Here is an 18,380-nt window from a genome sequence, read left to right on the forward strand (position 1 = left end):
CGCAAATACTCAATCACCGCCCCGCTCTCCCCGGCAAACTCAATCCGCCCGCCCTTCTTCTCGCGCTGAAACACATACATCGGGTCGTAATACTCGCGCAGCATCCCTTCGATCCAGCCGCGATGCAGATCCACCGACCCGCTCCGCCCCTGCTCGATCAGCGCCTCCTCCATCAACACCAGCAAGCGCCGATGCCGCTCGCCACCGAGACGCTTCTGCACATTGTTCAGGCTTTCCAGCAGCCGCTCCGAGAACAAGGTAAACCCCTCCTCCCCGTGCACCGCCACAAATTCCGCCGACAGATCCACCACGTAATCGCGCAGGATCCGCTCGACGCGATCTTCGAAACTGTCTTCCAGCCAGACCATCGGGTACTGCTGCATGCCCTGATACAGCGGCAGCGGCAAAGCACAACTGCCGACCACCCGGCTCTCATCCTCGAGCACGAACTGCTCGATCCCGGCAGCACGCTTTTTGAGGATGTCGATGGCCAGACGGTTTTCAAAATCGATGTTAGATGGCTGCCCGGTGGCGCGTTTGCCGAAACTCGAACCGCGATGATTGGCGTGGCCCTCCAGATCGAGACCATTGCGCAACTGCAGCAACACTTCAGTTTTACCGGTGCCGGTCATGCCGCCCAGCAAGACGAAATCGCACTGCGCGATAGCTTGCTCAGTGGTGTCGATGAGGAAGTTGCGCATTGCCTTGTAACCACCGCCGACGCGCGGATAGTCGATACCCGCCTCATCACGCAGCCACTGCTGAGTGATCTGCGAACGCAGGCCACCGCGAAAACAATAGATATACCCTTCAGGATGGGCCCGGGCGAAATCGGCCCAGGCCTGGATGCGCTCGGCTTTCACCGCACCAGACACCAATTGATGGCCCAACTCGATGGCCGCCTGCTGGCCGTGTTGCTTGTAGCAGGTGCCGATCTTCTGCCGTTCGAGGTCGTTCATCAGCGGCAAGTTGATCACGCCGGGAAACGCGCCTTTGTGAAACTCGACCGGCGCGCGGGCATCCATCAGCGGCCGGTCGTTGAGGAAAATATCGTGGTAGTCGGTGCAGTCGCGGAGCATCAAATCACCTCGACTGCGTTCGTCTGTCGCTCAACCAGTTCGCCGATCGGCGCCAGGTTCAGACCCAGTTCGGCGGCGACGGCGAGGAACTCGTCATTGCCCTCAGGCGTCACGGCAATCAACAGACCGCCGCTGGTTTGCGGGTCGCACAGCACGCGTTTGTGCAGCTCCTGCACGCGGCCGACTTTGCTCGAATAGCTGTCGAAATTGCGCAATGTGCCACCGGGTACGCAGCCCTGATCGAGGTAGTACTCGACGCTGTCCAGACGCGGCACTTTATCGTAGGCGATGCGCGCGGTCAGTTGGCTGCCGTCGGCCATTTCCACCAGATGGCCGAGCAGGCCGAAACCGGTGACGTCGGTCATCGCCGTAACGCCGGCGAGTTTGCCGAAGCGGCTGCCGGGTTTGTTCAAGGTGCACATCCAGTCACGGGCCACGCCGACATCAGCAGCGCGCAATTTGCCCTTCTTCTCGGCGGTGGTGAGGATGCCGATGCCCAGCGGTTTGGTCAGGTACAACAGGCAACCGGCAGTGGCGGTGTCGTTGCGCTTCATGTGGCGTTTTTCCACCAGACCGGTGACGGCGAGGCCGAAGATCGGCTCTGGCGCATCGATCGAATGCCCGCCCGCCAACGGAATCCCCGCTGCGTCGCACACCGAGCGGCCGCCACGAATCACTTCGCGCGCCACTTCCGGCGCCAGCACATTGACCGGCCAGCCGAGGATCGCAATCGCCATCAACGGATCGCCGCCCATCGCGTAGATGTCGCTGATCGCGTTGGTCGCGGCAATGCGGCCGAAGTCGAACGGGTCGTCGACGATCGGCATGAAAAAGTCGGTGGTCGAGACCACACCGCGCTCGGCATCGATCTCGTACACCGCCGCGTCATCGCGCGAGGCATTGCCGACCCACAGTTTCGGATCAAGGTTCTGCGCACCGCTGCCGGCGAGAATCACCTCCAGCACCTGCGGGGAAATCTTGCAGCCGCAACCGGCACCGTGGCTGTATTGGGTCAGACGAATCGGCTCGCTCATGTGGGAATCTCTGGCAGTGAATGGGGCGGATTCTAGCAGAGCGCGGGGCCGCAGATTTTGCGGCGTCTGTGAAGGCCCCTGTGGCGAGGGGATTTATCCCCGCTGGCCTGCGCAGCAGGCCAAAATCCAGACACCAAATTTTTCTGACACACCGAGTTGAATGGTTTTGGGGCTGCTTCGCAACCCAACGGGGATAAATCCCCTCGCCACAGGGGTACGACCTGACCCTTGTGGCGAACCAAAAAAAACCGCCCTTGCGGGCGGTTAAACAGGTGCTTCAACCCTAATCAGAAACCCAGACTAAAGCTCACCGTCATCGCATGGTCATTGTTGTCATTCGACAGTTGCCCCGAATAACCAATGCCCAGTTTGCCGGTCGGGCTGATCTGGAAGTCGACGCCCGCTTCGACGATCGCGCTGTCCTTGGCGATCGGCACGCCTTGGGTGCTGAACGAGGCGCCGCCGTCGATGAAGGTCAGGTCGGCGTCCGGTTTGGTGTCGCCGAAGGCATGGCGCCAGCCGATGGCCGCGCGCGGGGTGAATTGCCCGCCGTTGGCCAGGGTGATGACTTTGCCGGCGCGCAGGCCGAGGGTGGAGAAGGTGATGTCCTGATCGGCTTCCGCCTTCAGACGCCCTACCCCGCCTTTTTCCTTGGCCTTGTCGCTGTCGTAGTTGACGTAAGCCAGACCGGCGAACGGCTCCAGCGCGATGCCGGCCGCTTCGACGGTGTAACCGACTTCACCGAACACCTGCGCAGTGCGTGCGTCGTAGTTGGCTTCCAGACGATCGTTGTAGCTGCCGACGCTGACGTCGCGTTTGGTCTCGATGTCGTGCCAGCTGTACGCCGCGCCGAGGCGCACCGCCAGTGCATCGAACTGCGAGTTGAGGTACGCCGCCAGGTGGTAGCTTTCGACGGTGGCATCCGAGCGACGATCATGCGCATCGAGGTCGCTGCGGGTGTAACCGGCCGCCATGCCCACGCGCCACGAATCGTCGAGTTGCTTGTCGGTGCCGAGCATGAAGCCGCTGAGGTTGCGATCGAGGCTGGCGCTGTTGCTGTCGCCATCCGATTCACCCCAGGCGCCGAGTGCGCGCGCCCAGCCGACCATTTCGCCGTGGCAACCGTTGCTGCTCAGTTGGTTGTCACTTGGCGCCAGCGCGCGGCGTGGATCATCCGCAGCGCTGCACGACGGTTGGCGCATGCGGTCGTTGACCGCCTCGCGAACGTAACGTGAATCCTCAAGCATCGCGCTGGCGGTGCTGGCATGAATCTCCCCGGACAGACTGTCGAAGGCATTGCGCGCACCGGCCACGCTGAGGTTGATGATCTGGTTCTGCAACTCGGCGCCGGCCGGGCCATTGTTGTCCAGCGCGGTGGCGGTATGACTCTGGTTGTCGGTGGCGGCAACATCGGCAAACGAGTTGCCGTTGCGGCTGACCGCCAGGTTCACCGCATTGGCGTCATACACCAGCGCGGTGCTGAGGAAGGCGTATTGCGGCAGATCCGCTGCGCTGAAGGTGCCAGTGACACCACCGCCCGCCGTGATCAGCGTGTAAGTGGTGGCGCCCGTGAACGGCGCCAATGCTGTCACTTGCAGACCACCGTCCAGTGCCGCCGTGCCGCCGACAGCCAACGGCGTGGCGGTTGGCGAGTTGACCGTCAGGGCCAGCACACCATCAGCGGCGTTGGTCAGGTTGCCAGCGACGCTCAGATTGCCCGCCTCGCCGCCCGACGCCACCACACCGTGGTTGACGACTGAACCGACGCTGCCGTTGCCGCTCAGACCTGCACCGTTGGCCACGGTCACCTGGCCACCGAGCGAAGCCGTCGCATCGCGGCTGCCCACTTGCAGCACACCTTGATCCACCGCCACCGTGCCGCTGAACGGTTGATTACCGGTTAACAACAGCGTGCCGTCACCACGCTTGGCAATCGATCCGGTGCCGCTGAGCGTACCGTTGAAAGCGCCATTAACGTTTTGCTGGAACACCAGGGCAGCGTTGTCGAGGATGTTGCCTTGCAGGCTGGTGGTATTACCGATCAGCGTACCGCCGCTGATGGTGGTGCCACCGCTGTAAGTATTCGCGCCACTGAGAATCAACGTGCCGGAATCCAGTTTCTCGATACCCCCGGTGCCCACCAGCGGCACGGCGATTTCCGTACTGGCCCCGGCATTGACCCGCACCGGTGCGAGGCTGCCGTCGGCACCGTTGACCGGGGTCAGCGTGCCGCCCGCACCCGGTGTCAGGTTGTAGCCGTTGGCAAGGAACTGAATGCCGGTGAATTGCTGATTGCCGACCACGGTGACCGTGCCACCCGTGCCGCCAAACACCGCGAATTGACCGGTCGAACCTTGCGCCTGAGTACCGGTCGGGTCAGTCCAGTTGGTGTCCGGGCCCCACACGCCGCTACCGCCACCGATGGTGCCGTCCGGATTGGTTTTGCCGCCGTTCCAGAACTGCACTTCACCCGGGGCATTTTGCACCAGCAGGTTGATCTGGTTGGCAATCGCGGTTTGCAGCGTCAGGTTATCGACCGGCACCGGCAGGCTGCCATAGACCAGACCGTTGTCGGTCAGGCTGCCGCCGTAGCTGAACAGTTGATAGACGCCAGTGCCGAAGCCGCCGGCGTTGCTGATGTTCAGCGTACCGTCGAGGGTCAGGTTGCCGGCGACATTGACCACGGTGGTGGAACTCGCCGCCGAACCCAGGCTGAAGTCCAGGTTAGTGCCCGAGGACAAGCTCAGCGCGCCGACCGACAATGGCGCCGCTGCGCCGCCACCAAGCAATGTCGCGCCGTCGGCCAGTTGCACGTTGCCAGCGAGCGTGCCGCTGCCGCCAACACTGGCACCGCTGGCCACCGCGACGTTGGCGCTGTTGAGCACGCCGTTGACGCTCAGGTTGCCCGCCTGCACCGAGGTGTTGCCGGTGAAGCCGTTGTTGCCGGTCAGAAGCAATTGGCCGGTGCCGGTTTTGTTCAGCTCGCCAGTGCCGGTGAGGTTGCCGGTGTAGCTGCCATCGGCGTTTTGCTCGAAGGTCAGCGTCGCGTTGTTGACGATCGCGCCTTGCAGGCTGCTGGTGTCGCCGAAGGTGTTGCCGCCATTCAACGTGGTGCCACCGCTGTAAGTGTTGGCGCCGCTGAGCGTCAGATCAGCCGTGCCGTTTTTCAGCAGACTGCCGGTGCCGGTGATCGCGCCGAGCAGCGTGGTGTCCTGGTAGCCGGCCAGGGTCAGTTGCGCACCGAGGTTGATCGCATTGGCCAGTTGCAGCGCCGAGGTGCTGTCGAGAGTACCGTTGCCGGTCACACTCAAGGCACCGCTGCTGATGGCGCTGTTATTGCCCAGCACCAGCGAACCGTCGGCGAGTTGCGTGCCACCGCTGTAAGTGTTGTTGCCGTTGAGGGTCAGGCTCGAAGTGCCAGACTTGATCAGACTGCCGCTGCCGCTGACGTCGCCGTCGAGGGTCAAGGCGTTAGAGCCAGCGATGTTCAAGCCACCGTTGAGCAGCACATCGTTGGCGAGGCTGATGTCCGCGTTGCTGTCCAGCGCGGTGCCGTCGGCGGCGGTCAATACGCCCGTGCCGAGCGCTGCGTCGTTGCCCACGACGATCTTGCCGCCGTTAAGCGCCGTGCCGCCGGTGTAACCGTTGGCCGCGTTGAGCACCAGCGTACCGGTGTCGTATTTACCCAGCGTGCCGGCGCCGTTGAGCGCTACGCCGATGGTCGCGGTGGCGTTCGGGTCAACACGCACGGTGGCGTTGCCCAAAGAGCCGTTGACCAGGTTCAGCGAACCGGCCGTGCCGTTCTGCAGGCTGTAGCCGTCGGTGACAAATTGCAGCCCGGTGACGGTTTGCGCGCCGTTGACCGTGACCGTGCCCGCCGCGCCCTGGAACACTGCGAAGTTGTTGGTCCAGGCCTGATTGGTCGTGCCGTTGACGTCCGTCCAGTTGGTGGTGCCTGTGCCCCAGGTACCGTTGCCTCCTTCGACCGAACCGTTGGCAATCAATTGATTACCGTCCCAGAACTGCACGGTGACGCCCGGCGCGGTCACCAGCAGATTGATCTGGTTGGCCAGCGCGGTTTGCAGGGTCAAATCGCCGGGGGTGACGCTGCCCGGCACGGTGCCGATCAGCATGCCGTTGTCGGTCAGGCCGCCGGTGTAGTTGATCAGGCGATACACGCCGCTGCCGAAACCACCGATGTCGCTGACGTTGAGGGTGCCGTCGAGGGTCAGGTTGCCGCCGACATTGACCAGCGCATTGCCACCGCCGGAGACCGGTGTGCCGAGGCCAACGTCGAAGTTGGAGTTGCCGTTGAGCACCAGCGAACCGACGTTCAGAGTGCTGCCGGTTGCGCCTGCCAGATGACCGCCATCGGCCACCGTCACGGCTCCGGTCAAGGTGCCGCTGCCGCCGAGGGTGCCGCCGTTGTTGACCAGCACATTGCCGCTGGCCAGCGAACCGTCGACCTGCAAGGTACCGGCGTTGACGTTGGTGTCGCCGGTCAGATCGCTGATGCCGCTGAGGGTCAACGTGCCCGTGCCGAGTTTGCTCAGCCCGCCGTCACCGCTGAGGATGCCGGCGAAGGTGCTGCTGACGTTGTTGCCGCCGAGGCTCAGCGTGTTGCCGGTACCGATCAACGCAGTGCCACTGCCGGTGAGGCTGGCGAGGCTGCCCGAGGCGCCAAGATTCAGCGCCGCGCCACCCGCGAGATTGACCGTGGCGTTGTTGCCCAGCGCCGCACCACTCAGCGTGGTCAGGCTGCCGGATGCCACATCGAAGGCGCCGCTGAAGGTGTTGTTGCCGCTCAAAGTCACGTCGGCCAGACCGTTTTTGGTCAGCGTGCCGGCGCCGGCGATCACACCGCCGAGGGTCAGGTTGTTGTTACCGGCCAGCGCCAGATTCGCGTTGACGTTGAGGTTGTTGGCCAGCACCAGTGGCGCCGAGTTGTCGAGGGTCGAAGCACCGGCCACGGTCAGCACGCCACTGCCCAGAGATCCGCCGGTACCAAGGGTCAGCGTACCGGCGTTCAGCGTGGTGCCGCCGGTGAAGGTGTTGATGCCGTTGAGAGTCAGGTTCGACGCGCCGTCCTTGATCAGTCCGCCCGCGCCGCTGACTACACCCGCCAGCGTCAGGTTGTTGCTGCCGGTGTTGCTCAAGTTGGCGTTGAGCACGACGTTATTGCCCAGGCTCAGCGCGCTGTTGCTGTCCAGCGCCGAGGCACCGGCGACGGTGAGGTTGCCCAGACCCAGCGCCGAGTTGCTGCCGGCGGTCAGGGTGCCGGCGTTGAGGGTGGTGCCGCCGAGGAAGTTGTTGTTGCCGCTGAGGGTCAGGTTCGACGCGCCATTTTTACTCAGGCTGCCGGCACCGTTGACCGTGCCGGCCAGCGTCAGATCCGCCGTGCCGACGATGCCGAGATTGCCGGCCAGGTTGACCGCGTTGCTCAGCGAAACCGCGGTGCTCGCATCCAGCGTGGTACCGCCAGCAGCATTCAACGTGCCGGAACCCAGCGCCGAGTTGCTCGCCAGAATCAGCCCGCCAGCGTTCAGCGCGACCGGCCCGAGGAAGGCGTTGTTGCCGCCAAGGGTCAGGTTCGCCGCGCCGGTTTTGATCAGGCCGCCAGTGCCGCCAATCACGCCATTGAGGGTCAACGCATTGCTGCCAACCACGGTGAGGTTGCCATTCAGTGTCGCAGCGTTGGCCAGCGTCACGGCTGCGTTGCTGTCCAGTTGCGTGCCGGCATTCGCCGTCAATGTACCGGTGCCCAGCGCGGTGTTGCTGCCGACAATGATTTTGCCGCCATCGAGTTGAGTGCCGCCGGTATAGGCGTTGGCACCACCGAGCACCAGCGTGCCGGCGTCGAGTTTGTTGAGGATGCCACTGCCATTGATGTTGGCATTGATGGTCGCGGTCACGCCCGGATCAACGCGCAACGAAGTGGTGCCGCCGGTGCCGTTGACTGCGGTCAGTTGCCCCGCCGCACCGTTGACCACGTTGTAGCCATCGGTGAGGAATTGCATGCCGGTGAACGCTTGCGTGCCGTTGACCGTCACGGTGCCGGCCGTGCCCTGGAACACCGCGAAGTCGCCGGCCCACGGCTGGTTGACCAGGCCATTGGCGTCGGTCCAGTTGGTGCCGACCGCATTCCACGTGCCGCTGCCACCGTCGACCACACCGTTGGCAATGGTCTGGCTGCCGTCCCAGTAGCGGATATTGGAATTCGGCGCCGACACTTGAATGTTGATCTGATTGGGCACGCCGGTTTGCACCAGCAGATCGCCGAGGCCGTAGCCGACCGGCACGCTGGCGACATCCAGACCCAAATTGGTCAGGGCGCCGGTGTAGTTGAACAGGCGATACACGCCGACGCCGAAACCACCCGCGTCAGTGACGTTGAGATTGCCGTCGAGGGAGAGATTGCCGCCGACATTCATCAGCGAGGTGGTCGACGGTGTGCCCAGTGCCACATCGACATTGCTGCCGGCGCCGAGAGTCAGCGCACCGGCGGACAGTTGGTTGCCCGAGGACAACGCCAGATGGCCGCCGCTATTGACGTTGACGCTACCAATCGCCGAACCGGTGCCGGTCAGCGTACCGCCGGTGTTGACGTTGACCTGTGCACTGGCCAGCGAACCGCTGAGTTCGACGATGCCGCCGTTGATCGCGGTGTTGCCGGTGATGCCATTGATCCCGGTGAGGTTTAAGGTGCCGGTGCCGACTTTGACCAGACCGCCGCTGCCGCTGAGATCACCATCGAACGTACTGGTGACGTCGCCGGTGCCGACGGTCAGCAGATTGCTGCCGGTCAGTTGCACACTGCCGCTACCGGTCAGCGCACCGAGGCTCGCGTTGCTGCCCAGATTCAGCGCGGCGCCGGCGCTGATGTTGACGCCGGCGGTGTTGCCTAGCGCGCTGTTGCTGAGCGTGGTGACGCTGCCGGACACGATGTTCAGCGCGCCGGTAAAGGTGTTGTTGCCCGCCAAAGCCAGATCCGACAGACCGTTTTTGGTCAGGTTGCCGGCGCCGTCGATGATGCCGTTCAGGCTCAAATCGTTGTTGCCGGCAACCGTCAGCCCGGCGTTCAACGTGATCGCGTTACCGATGCCGAACGAGGCGCTGTTATCCAGCGTCGCCGCGCCGCCGACGATCAGGGCGCCGCTGCCCAGACCGTTGGCATTGCCCAGGGTCAGCGTGCCGCCATTCAGAGTGGTGCCGCCGCTGAAAGTGTTGTTGCCGTTGAGGGTCAGGTTAGCGGCGCCGTTTTTGATTAGTGAACCTGTGCCACTGGTGACGCCGCCGAGGGTCAGGTTCTGCGTGCCGCCAACCGTCAGCGCAGCATTCAAAGCAACCGCGTTGTTGAGGCTGACCAGCGGGGAGTTGCTGTCGAGTGTCGCCGCTCCTGCGACAGTCAATGGGCCAGAACCCAATGCCGAACTGTTGCCGACGGTCAAGGTGCCGGCGTTCAGCGTGGTGCCGCCGAGGTAGTTGTTGGCGGCGTTGAGAATCAGATTGGCCGCACCGTCTTTCACCAGACTGCCGGCGCCGCTGACCAGACCGGTGAGGGTCATATTCGCCGTGCCGCCGATGTTCAAGGCACCGGCGAGCGCCACGGCGTTGTTGAGGCTGACGGCCGTGTTGGCGTCCAGCGAAGTGTTGGCCGCCGCGTTTAATGTGCCGGAGCCCAGCGCGGTGTTACTGCCGACGGTCAGTTTGCCGGTGTTCAACACGGTGTTGCCAAAATAAGTGTTGGCGCCGTTGAGGATCAGGTCGGCAGCGCCGTTCTTGGTCAATCCACCGATACCGGCGACGACACCGCCAAGAGTCAGCGCATTAGTGCCGCCTACAGTCAAAGTGCCGGAGAGGTTGACGTTGTTGGCAAGCGTCGCGGCGGCGCTGGCATCGAGGGTGGTGCCGTTCGAGGCGTTCAGTGTGCCGGTGCCGAGGGCGGTGCTGGAGCCGACGATCAGCGAGCCGGCGTTCAGTGCCGTGGTGCCGGTGTAAGTGTTATTGCCGTTGAGGGTCAGGCTCGAAGCGCCGGTTTTGATCAGACCGTTGCTGCCACTGATCACCCCGCCGAGGGTCAGCGCGTTAGCGCCGCCGGCGGTGAGGTTGGCATTGAGAATCACGTTGTTGTTCAGGGTGGCGGCAGCGCTGCTGTTGAGGGTGCCCGCACCTTCTACCGACAAGGCGCCCGTGCCCAGTGCTGCACCGTTGCCGACGGTCAGGCTGCCGGCATTCAGCGTGGTGCCGCCGCTGTAGGTGTTGCTGCCGTTAAGCGTGAGATTCGAGGCGCCGTTTTCACCAGTTGGCTGGCGCCGCTGATCACGCCGCCGAGGGTCAACGCGTTGCTGCCACCGATCCCCAGGCTGTTGTTGAGAATGACGGCGTTGTTCAAGGTCACCGCTGCATTGCTGTCGAGCGTAGCCACACCGCCCACGGTGATATTGCCGCTGCCCAGCGCCGCGTTGGCGCCTGCGGTAATCGTGCCGGCGTTCAGCGCAATGGCACCGAGGAAGGTGTTGGCACCGTTGAGAATGAGGTTGGCCGCGCCGTTTTTGGTCAGCCCGCCACTGCCGCTGACGATGCCGCCGAGGGTCAGATTGGCGCTGCCGCCGACGTTCAAATTGCCGCCCAGCGAAACTGCGTTGGTCAGTGCGACCGCCGTGCTGGCATCGAGAGTGGTGCCCGCTGCGGTGGTCAATGCGCCGGTGCCCAGCGCGGTGTTGGAGCCGACAATCAATGTGCCGGCGTTGAGCGCGGTGCCGCCGGAGAAGGTGTTGTTGCCGCTGAGGCTGAGGTTGGCGGTGCCGTTTTTGATCAAGTTGCCGGCGCCGCTGACGATACCGCTCAGGCCCAGTGCCTGCGTGCCGCCAACGGTCAGCGCCCCGGTCACCGCGACGGCGTTGGCCAGGGTCACCGCCGCCGTCGCATCCAGCGTGGTCCCGGCGGCTGTATTCAGCGCACCCGTGCCCAGCGCGGTATTGCTGCCCACCAGCAGGCTGCCGGCATTGAGCAGCGTGTTGCCGCTGTTGGTGTTGTTGCCAGTCAGGGTCAGGCTGGCAGTCCCGGATTTGGTGATGCCGCCGGTTCCGCTCAACACGCCACCGAGGGTCAGCGCATTGCTGCCGAGCACGTTGAGCGCGCCGGTCATGCCGATGTTATTGGCCAGCGTGACGTTGGCGGTGCTGTCGAGGCTGGTGCCGGCGGCGGTGTTCAATACACCGCTGCCCAGCGAGTTGTTGTTGGTCACCAGCAGGCTGCCGGCGCTGAGGGTGGTGGTGCCGGTGAAACCAGCGTTGGCGCCGCTGAGGGTCAGGCTGCCGGTGCCGGTTTTGGTCAAGCCGCTGCTGCCGCTGATCAAACCGCCGAGGGTCAGTGCGCCGGTACCGCCAGCGGTCAGTGTGCCGCCGAGGCTGATGGCGTTGGCCAGGCTGATCGTGCCCGGTGCGCTCAGGGTTGTCGCGCCGGTGACGTTGAGGGTGCCGGCACTGAATGCCAGATTATTGCTGACTTGCACCGTGCCGCCATTGAGCGTGGTGTTGCCCAGATAGGTGTTGGCGGCGCCGAGGTTAAGTTGGCCGGTACCGGCCTTGGTGAAACCACCGCTGCCGGAAATCACCCCGCTCAGGGTGGTGGCATTGCCGCCTTGTACCGTGACGCCGCCAGCACCGAGGGAAATCAGATTGCTGATATTCAACCCGGCATTGCTGGCTTGCAAAATCCCGCCGTTGGACGTGAGCACGCCGCTTCCGAACGTGGCGTTGTTGTTGAAGTTCGCGATACCGCCATTGAGCGTGGTCGCACCACTGACCAATGGCCCCTGCAACGTCCAGGTGCCGCTGTTGATCGTCAGGTTGTTGAAGTTGACGTAGGTCGCACTCGACGCCGTGCCAGTCTCGGTGATACCGCCGCCGACGCCGCCAGTATTTTGCAAGATCAGACTGTTGGTGCCGCCCGCACCGCCATCGACCGTGCCGGTTGGCGCAAACGTCAGGTTGATATTAACCAGACCGCCGAGGCCGACGCTGATCTGTACACCATCACCAACCTGCACCGAAGAGCCGGTCACTGCCGTAAAAGTGTTGGTGCTCGCCGCGCCCATCGACACACCACCGGTAATCGCACCGGAGTTAGAGAAGGTGTTGCCCGCCGCCGACGTTTCGAATGCGATTCGGCCGTTGATGACGCCGGTGTTGCTGTTGGTCATGTTGACTTGCGAACCACCATAGACGCCGATCACCGGGGTATCCGCCAACGTGATGCCGCCGATCGAGAGTCCGGTCGAGGTGATGGTGCCGTTGTTGGTGATGCTGGTGGTGCCGGTTGCCGCGTTGTTAACCGAAAGGGCCAGGCCGTCGATGCTGGTCAGGTTGAGCCCCAGTAACATCCCGGTGCCCCGCATGATCGCGCCAGCGTTGTTGAGCACGCTGACCGTGCTGGTAGCGCCACTGCCGATGAATGCCCCGCCACTCAAAACCGAGACCAGACCGAGGACTGCCGGGTCGATCGTGCCGGCGTTGTTCAGGGTGATGTTGACCCCGGTCAAATCCATCACATGCCCGCCAAGGGTCGCATTCATCTGCGCGCCGCTGTTGACGTTGACCGTCAGATTATTAGTGGCACTGGCGAAGTCGTTGGGAACCAGTGGCAATGGCGGCACACCCGTACACGTCACGATTGAACCGGCCGTGGAGCACGTGGCCAGCGCGGGTGCGCTGACGCCGCCGAACAACAGTCCGGCGACGCTCAAATGCACAGCAAGGGAAAGAGGGGAAAAACGCGAGACGAGGGCGACACCAAACCTTGCTTCCACGGGCTACTCCTTGTATGGCCAGATTCTTCCTTGACGGCGTGGACAAGCAGCGGCTTATTCGACACGCGAATCAAGACTGCGACGGTCATTACAAAACCGTTCTATTCCTGACACACGCTAGTTGATGCCCTGCAATGGGGCCTTGGTTAAATGGCATTAATACTTTGGTGCTAGAGCGGTCTGGAATAAGCCTTTTGACCCGTAATCACGGCTCTTGAGGCTGATTTGAAACCTGTGGGATGGCCTCTGTGGTGAGGGGATTTATCCCCGATGGACTGCGCAGCAGGCCTTGGCTTTTTGGGGGCCGCTGCGCGCCCCGTCGGGGATAAATCCCCTCACCACAGGGCTCATTCCAAGCATGAATTTTGTGACGACCTACTCGACTGACCACTCCGACAAAAAAACCCGCAAAACCCCCAATATTTCAGCCTGTTGAAAGAATTGGTACGCCTTGTGCAAACGTTTGCGCAGCGTCAATCACGGCATTTTCGTAACAAAACCCTACAGACCCGCAGAACGCCGGGCCTTGATCTGCAAAAAAGGACTTTGAATGCACGCCGCACTCCCCCCTCGCGCTCCGATTGCGCGCACGCTGACTGTTTCCTTGCTACTGACCGGCGTTACCGGACTTCTCAGCCACAGCGCTTTCGCGCAACCCGCTCCGCCCGTTCTGCCAGAAGAATCCGCCCAAGGCGAAGCCCTCAGTCCCGAAGCCAGTCCACCAAAAAAAGGCGCGTACCTGTCGGACTGGTACAACCAGGACTTGATGCTGATCGGCAGCAAAGACATCAGCTTCGGCCCGCAACCCGCTGACGACATTTATCTGGAATACGAGTACTTCGGCCGCAAAGGCCCGTTCGAGCTGTACGGCTACGTCGACGTCCCGAAGATCTTCAACATCGGCAACAGCCACGACAAAGGCGTGTGGGATCACGGCTCGCCGCTGTTCATGGAACACGAACCGCGCATCTCCATCGACTACCTCGCCGGCCGCAGCCTGGCCATCGGCCCGTTCAAGGAATGGTACGTCGCGTTCGACTGGATCTACGACCACGGCAGCCGCAAGGAAAACCGCGCCAACACCCTCTACAGCGGTTTCGGCACCGACATCGACACGCACTCGCGGGTCAACCTGTCGGCCAACCTCTACGGCCGTTACCAGTGGGAAAACTATGGCGCGAGCAACGAATATTCCTGGGACGGCTACCGCGCCCAACTCAAATACATCGTGCCCATCGACAAATTCAGCAACGGCGCCTCGCTGACCTACATCGGCTTCACCAACTTCGACTTCGGCTCCGACATCCACAAAGACAACCCGGCGCGAACAGCCAATGCGACGGTGGCGACCAACGTGTTGCTGTACTCGTTCACGCATTTGCGCTTCACGCTGGTGGGCCGGTATTTCCACAATGGCGGCAATTGGGAAGACGGCAGCGAGCTGAATTTTGGCGACGGCAACTTCCGTGCGCGTTCGAATGGCTGGGGGTATTACGCGGGCGTGGGCTACCAGTTTTAAGGGACACAGATCAAAAGATCGCAGCCTTCGGCAGCTCCTACACAGAATTCGCGGCCCCCCTGTAGGAGCTGCCGAAGGCTGCGATCTTTTGATGTTAAACACAGTTGTTTAACAGACACCTGCAGAAACTCTCCGAGGCTACACAACCTTGCGCCATTGCCTACAGCTACGCCAGAATCCGCCGGCTTGTGCGCCTTGGGGACGGGCCTTATCGTTTGGGGGTCGTTGACGAATCAGCGATCGGGTTTCGCAGCCCGGATCAATCGAGGCTCCAACAATCGAGGAGCTACATCATGTTGAAACCAACACCCACCGACACCACTTCCCCCTACGAATCCCCCCATTCACGCAAACTCCACGACGCCGCCGAACGCGCGCTCGATCACTACCTTTGCCCCGGTGCGACTCATGATGATCCGCGTCTGCCGAGCCTGATGTTCGTCATCGCGCCCAATATCAAAACCGAAGATCTGCTGGCCCACGCGTGTGAGTCGATGGCTTCAGCGAGTGTGATGCTCAGTGATTTTGCCGCGGCGCTCGACACGCCGTATCGCCACACGTTGCTGGGGATTCAGCAGGTGGTGATGCTCGGGGAACTGGCGGTGAATCGGGCGCTGGATAATCTGGAAGTGCCCGCGTAACCCCAGACGACACAGTCCCTTGTAGGAGCTGAGCTTGCTCGCGAAGGCGGTGGGTCAGTCGACTGAGAGGTTGGCTGATCCACCGCTTTCGCGAGCAAGCTCGGCTCCTACAGGTTTTGCGTTGTCAGGGGAATTTGGGGGGATCAGGGAATCAGGATGATTTTGTCGCCGCCGCCCTCGTTGACTTCGGTGTAGCGCGCCAGGCCGTCGGCCAGTGGTGATTCGACCAGGCCTTGCGGCAACGGCAGCGAGCCTTCGTCGAACAGTTGGCCGAACTGGTTCAACATCGCTGCGCAGGCTTCGACGCCGTAGAGCAATGTGTTGACGCCGACCACCGAACCGCCCTTGCGATACAACGCCAGTGCCGGCAACTGCACTTGGCCGTCCACCGGTGCGGCGATGATTGCGATTCGGCCGAAGATTGCCAGCGCCGCCACCGAGGCGGGCAGCCAGAAACCGGTGGTGTCGAAGATCACTTCGGCGCCGCCCTGATACACCGCGTTGACCTGCGCACCGAGGTCTTCAGGTTTATCCAATTGAATCGTCTGGTAGCCCTGCGCTTGCAACTCGCTCACCTGCTCCGGACGCCGCGCCGCTGCCAGAATTTTTGCGCCGCGCACTTTGGCCAGGGCCAGTGCCGCTGTGGCGACCGCACCGCCGCCAATCACCAGCAAACGCGTGTCGGCTTTGACGAGGCTGCGCTCCAACGCATCCCACGCCGTGGTGTACGGCACGCCGAGGCTGGCAGCCTGGGTGAAGCTCAGGCGCGACGGCTTGAGGACGACACCGTTGGCCGGCAGTTTGACGAATTGCGCGTGGGAACCGTCGGCGAAAAAGCCCAGCTCACGGCCCGTGCCCCAGACTTCCTGACCGATCAACGCTGGCGGGCCTTCGACCACGACACCGGCGAAATCGCGCCCGGGAATCCGTGGCAACGTGGTGTAGGGGAAACGTCCGAGCACATTTTTCACGTCGCTGGGATTGAGCCCGGCCGCTTTGATCTGCACCAGGACTTCATCGGCGCCAGCAACCGGGGTCGGCACCTCGACGAAGCGCAGGGAGGACAGGTCGCCGGTTTTATCGAATTGCAGTGCTTTCATGGAGTGATTCACCGAAGGAGAAAAGAAGATTCAGGACAACCAAGCGGCGACCCATTGCCGGCCCATCGGCCACAGCTGCTCACCCGCAAGCATGCCGAGCAGACCGACCAGCGCGATGGCCGGCGGCGCGGGAGAACGGAAGTCGAGCGCGCCGTACAACAGGCCAACACCGAGACCGATGGCCAGCGAAATCAGGTAGTTCATGGGGAGAACTCTGCCGTTTGAAAGGAATGGGCAGAGTGTAGGGAGGCTCGGCGAAGGGCACCGGCCAAGGACTTCTGAATTTCGGACAAACCTGCCGACATCACCACAAAACCTTGTAGGAGCATGGCTTGCCAGCGAAGGCTTCCATTCAGCCAACATTGATATTGCTGACACTCCGCTTTCGCTGGCAAGCCATGCTCCTACAGGCTTTGTGCAGGTTCAGGAAATAGCGTCGTTACACCGTGAACTGAGACGGGGCGACGCCCAGTTCGCGGCGGAACATGTCGCTGAAGCTGCTCGGTGAATAGCCGAGTTCGCGGGCAATCACACTCACCGCCACACCCTGAATCAACTCCGCCACCGCCGTCGCCAGTTGCACCTGCCGCCGCCACTCGGCGAAGCCCATGCCCAGACTGTCCTTGAACAACCGCGCCAACGTGCGCACGCTGGCCCCGGCGTTTTCCGCGTGCTGTTCGAACGGGATCTCCAGCGACGGCGCGGCCATCACCGCCTGGCAAAGATTCATCAGGCGCCGATCGGAATCATCCGGCATCGGGATTTTCAGCTGCGAACGCCTTGCGCGCTGCAACTCCAGCAGCGCCAAGCCAACGAGCGCCTCGTAATACGCCGGCTCACCGCTGTCGCCCTGCTCCACCAGCCCGACGATCAACTCGCGCAGCAAACCACCGACCTCGATCACCTGCACCGTCTGATCCAGCGTCGCCGCCAGCGCCGGGCGCAGGTAGATATTGCGCATCTGCAAATCAGACACCACGCGAATCCCGTGCGGCACCCCGGGCGGCAACCACACCGCGCGCTGCGGTGGCACCACCAGTGCTTCATGCGGCGTCTCGACCCACATCACCCCGCTCATCGCGTACAGCAACTGGCCCCAGTCATGCTCATGCGGCTCGATAAATAAGCCACGCGGATACGTGCGCGCCAGCGGTTGCATGGGCACATCGATGTCAGTGAAATCGGGGGGCGTGGCGAGGGCCATGGTGAGCATTCATTGGGGTTGGTGGAGGCGCCATGGTAACCAGTCGCCCGAAACCTCGCCAACGATAGATACCGTCGGACAATCCGAATGAATTTTCCCGGTGCTCAACGATCCCTCTATTACCACAGGGAGGAATACCGGCTTTATGAACAACGCAAAACTCTACGTCATCGAGTACACCCTTCACGGCACAGCCAAGTCGTTCATTATCCGCTCGGACAAAATGGACAACACCGAGGCGTGGCACTGGGCGAGTTGCGATGCGGGCGTGGGTCGCATTCCGCGCTTTGGTCGTGAAAAAGTACAGAAGACCAGCAAACCGATGGCGGAAAAATTCGGCGTGGAAAACGTCGTCTGGCGACCGACCAGCTAAGCTCAGCCTGCACGCGAACATTCGGGGGAATGCAACCATGATCGATTTCAGCAGCAGCCCGGCGCATCTGGACTACGGCCTCGACACATTGTTTGGGCGTATCACCAAAAGCGTGGATTGCCGCGTGGGTCTGGAAGCGGTCGACGATGATCCGTATTGCTTCGCCCTGAGAGTGCCAGCGCCGTTACCGGAAGACCTCGACCAGGCGAAAACCGTGGTGGTTCGGGTTGAGGGGCGGCGATTGCAAGGCACGGTGCGGCATACCGAGCGGCTGGATGATGAAAGTCTGAAACTGGAAGTGGAGCCTGATTAGGCTCCACTTTTTTTTGCCTGTGTTTATTTGGGATGTGCGCAGTGGCAGCCTTTGCTTGAGCATTCTTCGCCACCTTTGTGGTGGTGGGCGCAGGCTTCGCAGCAGTAGTGTTTGCCGTGTACGGCGTAGGCATGATCGCCTTCTTTGATGGTGCATTTGCAGTTTGGGCAATCGCATTTTCTATCGGGCATGGGGGCAGACTCCTTGGTTGGTGGTTGTCTGGGGCTTTTAGGTAAGCCGTGATTACCAGTGTAGGAGCTGCCGAAGGCTGCGATCTTTTGATTTTGCTTGTTTGGGGTTTTGGGGG

General features: G+C 62.4%; 10 protein-coding genes and 1 pseudogene. 4 read left to right on the forward strand and 7 right to left on the reverse strand.

The features are described 5' to 3' along the window. The 3 genes and pseudogenes from mnmH to GVL50_RS26645 form a co-directional block, all read right to left on the reverse strand. Positions 1 to 1,079 (reverse strand): tRNA 2-selenouridine(34) synthase MnmH (gene mnmH, locus GVL50_RS26635; protein ID WP_159815626.1); only part of this gene is annotated, 1,079 nt, incomplete at its 3' end. Next, positions 1,079 to 2,113 carry a selenide, water dikinase SelD gene (gene selD / locus GVL50_RS26640; protein ID WP_159815627.1) on the reverse strand — a complete coding sequence of 345 codons (1,035 nt, stop codon included), beginning with the start codon at positions 2,111 to 2,113 and terminating at the stop codon, positions 1,079 to 1,081. The genes selD and mnmH, both read right to left, overlap by 1 nt. 287 nt (positions 2,114 to 2,400) lie before the next feature. Continuing rightward, positions 2,401 to 12,923, reverse strand: a pseudogene (locus tag GVL50_RS26645) (autotransporter-associated beta strand repeat-containing protein). Positions 12,924 to 13,473: 550 nt separating this feature from the next. On the opposite strand from GVL50_RS26645, the gene GVL50_RS26650 reads away from it, so the two are divergent. Together GVL50_RS26650 and GVL50_RS26655 are read left to right on the forward strand one after the other, a co-directional pair. Then, a complete protein-coding gene (locus GVL50_RS26650; RefSeq protein ID WP_159815628.1) occupies positions 13,474 to 14,442 on the forward strand; it encodes a nucleoside-specific channel-forming protein Tsx in 969 nt (322 codons plus the stop codon). Between the two features lie 293 nt (positions 14,443 to 14,735). Continuing rightward, positions 14,736 to 15,083, forward strand: a complete 348-nt coding sequence (locus GVL50_RS26655) for a DUF6124 family protein (RefSeq protein ID WP_159815629.1) — start codon at positions 14,736 to 14,738, stop codon at positions 15,081 to 15,083. 143 nt (positions 15,084 to 15,226) lie between these two features. Here the strand turns inward: GVL50_RS26655 and GVL50_RS26660 are convergent, their stop codons facing one another. From GVL50_RS26660 to GVL50_RS26670, 3 genes are all read right to left on the reverse strand, one after another. After that, positions 15,227 to 16,183, reverse strand: a complete 957-nt coding sequence (locus GVL50_RS26660) for a zinc-binding alcohol dehydrogenase family protein (protein ID WP_159815630.1) — start codon at positions 16,181 to 16,183, stop codon at positions 15,227 to 15,229. 30 nt (positions 16,184 to 16,213) lie between these two features. After that, complete coding sequence (locus GVL50_RS26665; protein ID WP_082341460.1) at positions 16,214 to 16,387, reverse strand: DUF1427 family protein; 174 nt, start codon at positions 16,385 to 16,387, stop codon at positions 16,214 to 16,216. Between the two features lie 235 nt (positions 16,388 to 16,622). Further along, complete coding sequence (locus GVL50_RS26670) at positions 16,623 to 17,396, reverse strand: helix-turn-helix domain-containing protein (RefSeq protein WP_159815631.1); 774 nt, start codon at positions 17,394 to 17,396, stop codon at positions 16,623 to 16,625. 136 nt (positions 17,397 to 17,532) lie between these two features. Here GVL50_RS26670 and GVL50_RS26675 point away from each other — a divergent pair, with 136 nt between their 5' ends. Together GVL50_RS26675 and GVL50_RS26680 are read left to right on the forward strand one after the other, a co-directional pair. Beyond that, entirely contained in the window at positions 17,533 to 17,760 is a 228-nt protein-coding gene (locus GVL50_RS26675; RefSeq protein ID WP_053121910.1) for a DUF6555 family protein, read from the forward strand. 37 nt (positions 17,761 to 17,797) lie between these two features. After that, positions 17,798 to 18,073 carry a hypothetical protein gene (locus tag GVL50_RS26680; RefSeq protein WP_053121912.1) on the forward strand — a complete coding sequence of 92 codons (276 nt, stop codon included), beginning with the start codon at positions 17,798 to 17,800 and terminating at the stop codon, positions 18,071 to 18,073. A 23-nt stretch (positions 18,074 to 18,096) separates the two neighbouring features. Here GVL50_RS26680 and GVL50_RS26685 read toward each other — a convergent pair whose 3' ends face one another. Beyond that, positions 18,097 to 18,264, reverse strand: a complete 168-nt coding sequence (locus GVL50_RS26685) for a metallothionein (RefSeq protein WP_081730276.1) — start codon at positions 18,262 to 18,264, stop codon at positions 18,097 to 18,099. Positions 18,265 to 18,380: the final 116 nt, after the last annotated feature.

This window comes from Pseudomonas sp. 18058, assembly GCF_902706155.1.
Classification (GTDB): domain Bacteria; phylum Pseudomonadota; class Gammaproteobacteria; order Pseudomonadales; family Pseudomonadaceae; genus Aquipseudomonas; species Aquipseudomonas rustica.

Excerpts from the sequence above, each read along its gene's own strand:
- selD (WP_159815627.1), bottom strand. The coding sequence starts at position 2,113 with ATGAGCGAGCCGATTCGTCTGACCCAATACAGCCACGGTGCCGGTTGC.
- GVL50_RS26650 (WP_159815628.1), top strand. The coding sequence starts at position 13,474 with ATGCACGCCGCACTCCCCCCTCGCGCTCCGATTGCGCGCACGCTGACT.
- GVL50_RS26655 (WP_159815629.1), top strand. The coding sequence starts at position 14,736 with ATGTTGAAACCAACACCCACCGACACCACTTCCCCCTACGAATCCCCC.
- GVL50_RS26660 (WP_159815630.1), bottom strand. The coding sequence starts at position 16,183 with ATGAAAGCACTGCAATTCGATAAAACCGGCGACCTGTCCTCCCTGCGC.
- GVL50_RS26665 (WP_082341460.1), bottom strand. The coding sequence starts at position 16,387 with ATGAACTACCTGATTTCGCTGGCCATCGGTCTCGGTGTTGGCCTGTTG.
- GVL50_RS26670 (WP_159815631.1), bottom strand. The coding sequence starts at position 17,396 with ATGCTCACCATGGCCCTCGCCACGCCCCCCGATTTCACTGACATCGAT.
- GVL50_RS26675 (WP_053121910.1), top strand. The coding sequence starts at position 17,533 with ATGAACAACGCAAAACTCTACGTCATCGAGTACACCCTTCACGGCACA.
- GVL50_RS26680 (WP_053121912.1), top strand. The coding sequence starts at position 17,798 with ATGATCGATTTCAGCAGCAGCCCGGCGCATCTGGACTACGGCCTCGAC.
- GVL50_RS26685 (WP_081730276.1), bottom strand. The coding sequence starts at position 18,264 with ATGCCCGATAGAAAATGCGATTGCCCAAACTGCAAATGCACCATCAAA.